Below are 6,750 nucleotides of genomic sequence, written 5' to 3'. Positions count from 1 at the left end.
TTACCACCAAGACCTGGGTTTCTAGCAGTACCAGCGATAGTAGCAGCAGCAGTATGACCCATACCGATAGCTCCACCAAGAGCAGCAAGACCAAGACCCATACCAGCAGCAACTACTGAGTATGCTTTAATCATAGATTCACCATCTGCGTCAGCAAATGCAACAGCACCAAGTGCTAAGAAAAGTAAGAAAAACTTTTTCATTTAAATATCCTTAAGTTAATGGGCTTTAAGTCCCCTTCGACTGTCTTCCAAAGTCTGTTCGGATAGCGTAAACACACATAAAATGTATGCCAACAGTCACATAAATGTATACTGTTTCCCTACTTATCACTTCGTATAAACGACGCGATTATATCTTATTTAATATATAAATTTTATTAATGATTGATAAAAAATTAGAGGTTCTGTTTTTAATAAATTTATATTACAATTTGTAACAATATCCAAAAGCCGTAGGGTGCAATTTATTGCACCACAAAAACATTTAAAACAGATAAGCAGGAGTACAAAGCTCCACTTTTTTCCCTTTCTGTTCAAGCACAATAATATCAATCGCATCCCCAACATTGTAAACACCATCAAGTGTTTTGATTCTCTCTTTTGTCACTTTGGAGATATGAAGAAGAGCATCATAACCATCTGGCATCTCTATAAACATACCAAACTCAACTATCTTCTTAATTTTTCCTGCATACTGTTTGTTTATCTCATACTTCATCTGTTTTTTTACAGGTGCAGAGGTAATATTATCTATATATGCCTTAGCATCAGCAACACTCTCTTTTGAATCACCAGTGATTTTAACAGAGTTTGCATCTCTATCTATATCTATACTCACAGCATATTTCTCGATAATTTCACGGATAGTTCCACCACCCTTACCGATGATAGCAGGTATATGGCTAGAGTCAATATCAAACAGAATCGATGACGGCAGAGCTTGACTTGGTGTTAGATTTGCAAGAGCCTCTTCCATAATATTGAGGATATGAAGTCGCCCCTCTTTGGCTTGGTGTAGTGCCTCTTTTAGAACCGCGGCTTCGATTCCACCTAGTTTAATGTCCATCTGCATCGCGGTGATACCATCAGCCGTTCCTGTGATTTTGAAATCCATATCTCCATCATGGTCTTCTAATCCCATAATATCTGAAAGCACACAGTTTTTTGTACCATCTGTTATCAGACCCATAGCAATCCCTGCTACAAGTTTAGATGAGTCAACCTCTGCTGCTTTTAGAGCAAGTGAACCTCCACAAACTGTAGCCATAGATGATGAACCATTTGACTCCAAAATCTCTGATACTAGTCTCACTGTTCCATCTCTTCGTAGGTCAAGAGTTGGCTCTAGCCCTCTTTTTGCTAGATTACCATGTCCTAGCTCTCTTCGCCCTGGTGCTCTTGCTGGTTTTGCCTCTCCAACTGAAAAACCTGGGAAATTGTAGTGAACCATAAATGTCTCATAGTGAGCATTTTTAGAGGTTATCAACTCATGAACTTGTGATGATTTATTGTCTCCAAGTGTTGCTGTGACCAAGGCTTGTGTCTGACCTCTAGTAAAGAGACAAGAGCCGTGAACGGATGGCAAAATATTGGTTTCGATGTCAATCTGACGGACTTCATCAAAAGCTCTACCATCTGCTCTAATTGATTTATCTAAGATGAGTGAACGAACAACAGACTTTTTATATGCATTTAACATCTTGGATACCAACTCTTTGTCTGCCTCTTCACCTTTTGCCTCTAATGCATCCATTATAGTCTGACGAACATCTTTTAGGGCTTGACTTCTCTCACTCTTTGCCATAGATTGCACAGCTGATGATACTGCCTCTGCATAGTTCTCTTCGATAAATTTATAGAGTTCTTGGTCTTCTCTATCTTCTGCTAAACTAATCTCTATCTCATCTTTTTTAGCAGATTCAAAACCCTTCTGATACGAAGTAGTTGCCTCTCCAATAGCACCTTGTGCAATATCTATAATCTCTACAAATTCATCCTCATCTAGTTCGTTTATTGATTGAATATACTCTTTTTGGGAAGCTTTTACACACATCTCAATCATCACTATATCCGAACCACTCCCTACAACTAAAAGGTCAAGTGTTGAGTTCTCTTGCTCTACTAGAGTTGGGTTGATAAGAACCTCATCATCTATCTTTCCAAGACGCACAGCAGATACTACTTGATTGACTGGAATATCTGCTGTGTATAGTGCTGCGGATGCTGCATGTAGAGCTGCTACTTGCATATCTACTTTTGGGTCAGTACTTAATACTGTGACTGTTAACACAACAGGATAGTGAAAACCTTTTGGAAAGAGTGGTCTTAGACTTCTATCAACAATTCTAGATGTTAAGGTCTCAAAATCACCTGGTTTTGTCTCTCTCTTTATAAATCCACCTGGGATTCTAGCTGCTGCATAAGCTTTTTCTATATACTGTACAGTTAGAGGCAAAAAATCCTCATCTACAGGTTTTGGGTCAATCGCTACTGCTGCTAGAAGTACTGCATCGCCACAATGGTATAGTACTGCTCCACTTGCCTGTCTTGCGACCTTATTAAAACTATATCTCTCATCTAAATTATTACAACTAATCTCTATAATCTGTTCACTCATTTTTTATATTTCCTTTTTATTTATTACTGTCACTCATTATCTTATCTATCTCTTCATAAGAGAACGGTTCTAAATTTTCATAATAATACTCTATAGAGATATAGTCACTAATCTTAGATGGACAAAATAGGTCATCACAAACTTTAACTAAATTCTCATAAACCACATTATCAATAATTGGAACAGCGATAAAAACATTTTTAACCCCTAAAGAGATTGCTGTTTTTATTGCTGTCATCATTGTCAAACCCGTCTCTACACACTCATCTACCAACAGTACAAATTTCCCATCAAGACCACCAAGAACTTGACCATCTCTATACTTATCTATATAGGTAGAAATCTCTTCTCTATATTTTCTCTCCGCTTCGCTATAGATATAATCTTTAGATATATCAAAAGCATCAATAAGTGCCTTATGCATCACTATCTTTTCCGTCTCCCCAACCATAGCTATTGCTAATTTTGGATTAACTGGGGAATAGATAGACTCTGTTATAAGAATATCCATCCTAGCACCCAATGCTTTAGCAACTCTATCAGCAAAATAGACTCCCCCTTCACTTACACCCAACACAACTGTCTCTTCTGCTTTTAGTATCTCCTTTGGTAAAATATTGATAACTCTTTCACACGCATCCGCTCTATCTCTAAAGAGACAACTCTCTCTTCCTAAGTTTTTATACATATCTATTGAGCGGCACTTGCAGCCGATCCTAGAAGATTTTTGAGGTCATTATCAACAAAACTAACACCAAACCCTGCTGAGACACTATTGGCTTGGCTATTAAATAGATTATTGGCACTTAAGTAAGCGTTGATATGTCTAAAAAACTGATACCTTACTGTTGTAGATAAGTTAGGATTATTACCTCTAATATCATTGACAGCATTGAAATCATATAGATTGGCACTAATTTTTAGTGTATCATTCCATCCAAAGTAGTCAACACCAAAACCACCTGCACCCTCTATAATTCCTATACGAAAGAGTAAGTCATCAAATCTTTTCCCATACTGTGCAGAGAAGAGATACTCTCCACTCTCATGTTTTTTATTTCCTGCAAATCCCCTAGAGAACTCATCATCTTTTTCAAAACTTGGTGCAGAGGTGAGACCTATCATATAGTATCTAGTGGCATCAGGTTTAAGTGCTAGATTAAAGTGTGTTTTTGCATATCCACCATCATCATAGACCTCATCAGCTCTTAGCTCTACATGTAGTTCACTCTTTATCATACTATCAAGATACTTATCTATCTTCTCCATAGTCTCTGTACCCTCGGTAAAAAATCCATCAACAGAAGTTAGTGCTTTGTTGAGACTGCTATCTTTTTTCTCAATAGTATCGTTTAGATTATCCTCTAGCTTTACAAACTTATCTATCGCAGTAGGAAGCTTTGCATCTAGTGTTGCCCCTATGCTATCCAGATAGCTTGTAATACTATCAATCTTTGCCATTATAGCAGGTAAATCTCTATTAAAATTTTGAGCAACAGAGGTAAACTCATCTGCTGTTTTATTAAACTTTTCTGTCGTTTTAGTAATATCACCACCTACAGTTTTAAAACCTTTTATAGTCTCATTTGCATTTTCAAGTATCTCATGAATAGTCTCATTATCTTCGGTGCTAATGGAGGCTAGAAGTTTAGTAAACTCATTTATATTTGCCAAAGACTCCTCTATATCATCTTTTGCTCCACTATTTAACATATCTCTAATCTCATTGACCAGTAGCTTAATCTCTTGAAAAGCCTCATCCGCAGCGGTTGAAGCGTCTGCAATACTAGACTGCTTCTCTTGCTTCTCTAAAAGCATATTTGCTTTTAAACTATCTGTCGAGCTTCCCGGTCTTATATCTAAAAACTTTCCACCCAATAGAGAGTCTTGTGAGACAATAATAATCGAATCATCAGGTATCTCTACACCATCATCAATAAGAAGATGAGTTATAACATTATTATTCTCTAGCAATATACTCTCAACATAACCAATATTGACACCTTTGAGCTTTACTTTTGCTTTTGATTTCAATCCCGAACCATCATCTATTTTTGCCATAATAGGATAGCTCTTTTTAAACATATTATCAAAACTACTAAGCTGTGACAACAGACCAAAAAGAAAAACCAATGAGAGTGTTATAAAAAGACCTACCTTTGCCTCTGTTTTCATCTATTTATTACCTTCTGAAGAGAAGTTCTCTTCTATATTTTGTTCTATCCCACCAATAGGGTTTAGATTGAGTTCCAGATAGAGTGCCGTATTTCTAAAAGAGTTATCGACATTGGGTACGACCTCTTGCCCCACACTAACTCTAGCAGACCAACACTTCTGTTTGTGTGACCAACCCACCTTCCATTGGTGATTGTATAACTGTTCTAAACCGTAATCAAAATTGACAAACCAAGAGTTTTTATCACTGTAACGATGCACAAACTCGCTCTGTAAAAAACTTGTTTTCTTATTGTCATATAAAAAATCATGATTATAGAAGTGAGTTAACATTATATCATAGTTGTTTTGATTATATCCAATAGAAGAGATTAGGGAGCGAATCTGTTTCTCATTCCAAGCATAGATTAGGTTAGAGTAGAGCGTTAGTTGCTCCCCATTATACCCCATCTCATTGTTAAAATCACCTCTTGACTCTACTCTTTGCGGATATGAGGTGTATCCAAAACTATGAAATAGACTCATATCCAAATCTTGACTATAGTAGTATTGTCGTAGAGCCAAAGAGAGTTGTTCCTCTTGTGTTTGAGTTACAAACAGCTCCTTTTTTTCATCTTTCAAATCTCGATACACCGTAGGAGACTCTCTCTCTATACTAGGTCGTATATATGTTAGAGATGGACTAATATTGTGTAGAGAATCATCATATCTTTTGATTAAGTCACTAGAGAACTTAAGGGTATGATAGTTTCTATAGTAGTAGTAATAGTCCTCATCATCGTCTAGTATAAGATTTCTAAAATCAACCCTACTCAAATAGAGATTTTCCGATAAAGAGAGGTCGAGAAAATCATCAAAAAATGAGTTATAATATATAAAGGGAACATCTACTTGAAGCTGTGTTGCTCTAGAGCCTTCAACTCTTGTATAGTTATGTAGTCTAGCATCTATAGTATAAAAAATCCTACTATCTACAATCTGCTTCATGTAGTGATGATAGTGTAGCGAGGGAATATCTTGTATGGTTCTATAGTTATCTTTTTTGCTTGTATCAATATTGTATCTTCCATAGAGACCAAAATAGTTCTCTTCATTATATAAAAATGTATTCAGACGAGACTCAATCAGATTGGAACTTACTAGAGCAGAGACAGAGTCCTTTTGCAAATTTAGATACTCTCTATTATTTAGATATGTACCATTGAAATAGAATGCACTTTTATAATTCTCAAACCCACCATCAGTTGGCAGGAAATCTATTGATTTATAAAATAGCTCCGTTCCCCAATGCTCTCTGTTTGTGTCGTTTCTTCTAACGAAATCTTTATCATTCAAAAAGTACCCTACTCTCACAAAACCCTCTGAGTGATTTGAGTCCACAAAACGGGTTGTGATATAAGAACCAACACCTCTTTTACTCCTAACCTGAGGATTAAACTCCATATCCCACCTATCAGATGGTGCATAAAAGATAGGTTGTTCATAGAGAAATCCATCTCTATCAGAGATTTTGAAAGTAGGAAAGAGTAGACCTGTTGTCCTCTCATTTAAAGTAGGAAGTGCTAAGTAGGGAAGATACAAAACTGTAGTATCATAAAATCTTAGTTTCGCACCCTCCATAGTCACAAAATTCTTATCCTCATAGTAGTCCGCCTCCTCAAACTCTATTGTCCAGTCTGGGTCAAGCTTATTACAGCTAGATATTCTACTGTTAAAAAGCTTATATCTCTTACCATTTTTATCCGCATTAGAAGCATCTATCCACAAATCATCATCTCCTGATAGGAACACCTTTTCTATATTTACAGATTTGTCTGTAGTGTTAATAACTAACTTTTTAGATGCTAGTACCCTATCATCAAATCCTATCATCTCAACTTTTCCTATTAGAGTTAAAAGAGAGGAGTTTTTGTCATAAAATGCACTATCTGCTTTTATCATCGAACCTTCATAGAG

The 6,750-nt window shown here is 36.4% G+C and carries 5 protein-coding genes; all 5 read right to left on the bottom strand.

What is annotated here, in order from left to right:
- Positions 1-203: F0F1 ATP synthase subunit C (locus tag GSY74_RS03340; protein WP_164663693.1), on the bottom strand; the 203-nt coding region annotated here is incomplete at its 3' end.
- Positions 204-486: 283 nt separating this feature from the next.
- Positions 487-2,619 (bottom strand): polyribonucleotide nucleotidyltransferase, encoded by a 2,133-nt coding sequence (locus GSY74_RS03335; protein WP_164663692.1) that lies wholly within the window; start codon positions 2,617-2,619, stop codon positions 487-489.
- Positions 2,620-2,635: 16 nt separating this feature from the next.
- Positions 2,636-3,307, bottom strand: a complete 672-nt coding sequence (locus GSY74_RS03330; RefSeq protein ID WP_164663691.1) for a phosphoribosyltransferase — start codon at positions 3,305-3,307, stop codon at positions 2,636-2,638.
- Between the two features lie 2 nt (positions 3,308-3,309).
- Positions 3,310-4,794, bottom strand: a complete 1,485-nt coding sequence (locus GSY74_RS03325; protein ID WP_164663690.1) for an MlaD family protein — start codon at positions 4,792-4,794, stop codon at positions 3,310-3,312.
- Positions 4,795-6,750 (bottom strand): hypothetical protein (locus GSY74_RS03320; RefSeq protein WP_223157452.1); only part of this gene is annotated, 1,956 nt, incomplete at its 5' end.

Origin of the sequence: Sulfurovum sp. bin170, from assembly GCF_010892395.1 — a bacterium.
GTDB lineage: Bacteria > Campylobacterota > Campylobacteria > Campylobacterales > Sulfurovaceae > UBA1140.
This window is presented reverse-complemented; position numbering and strand designations above follow the sequence as displayed.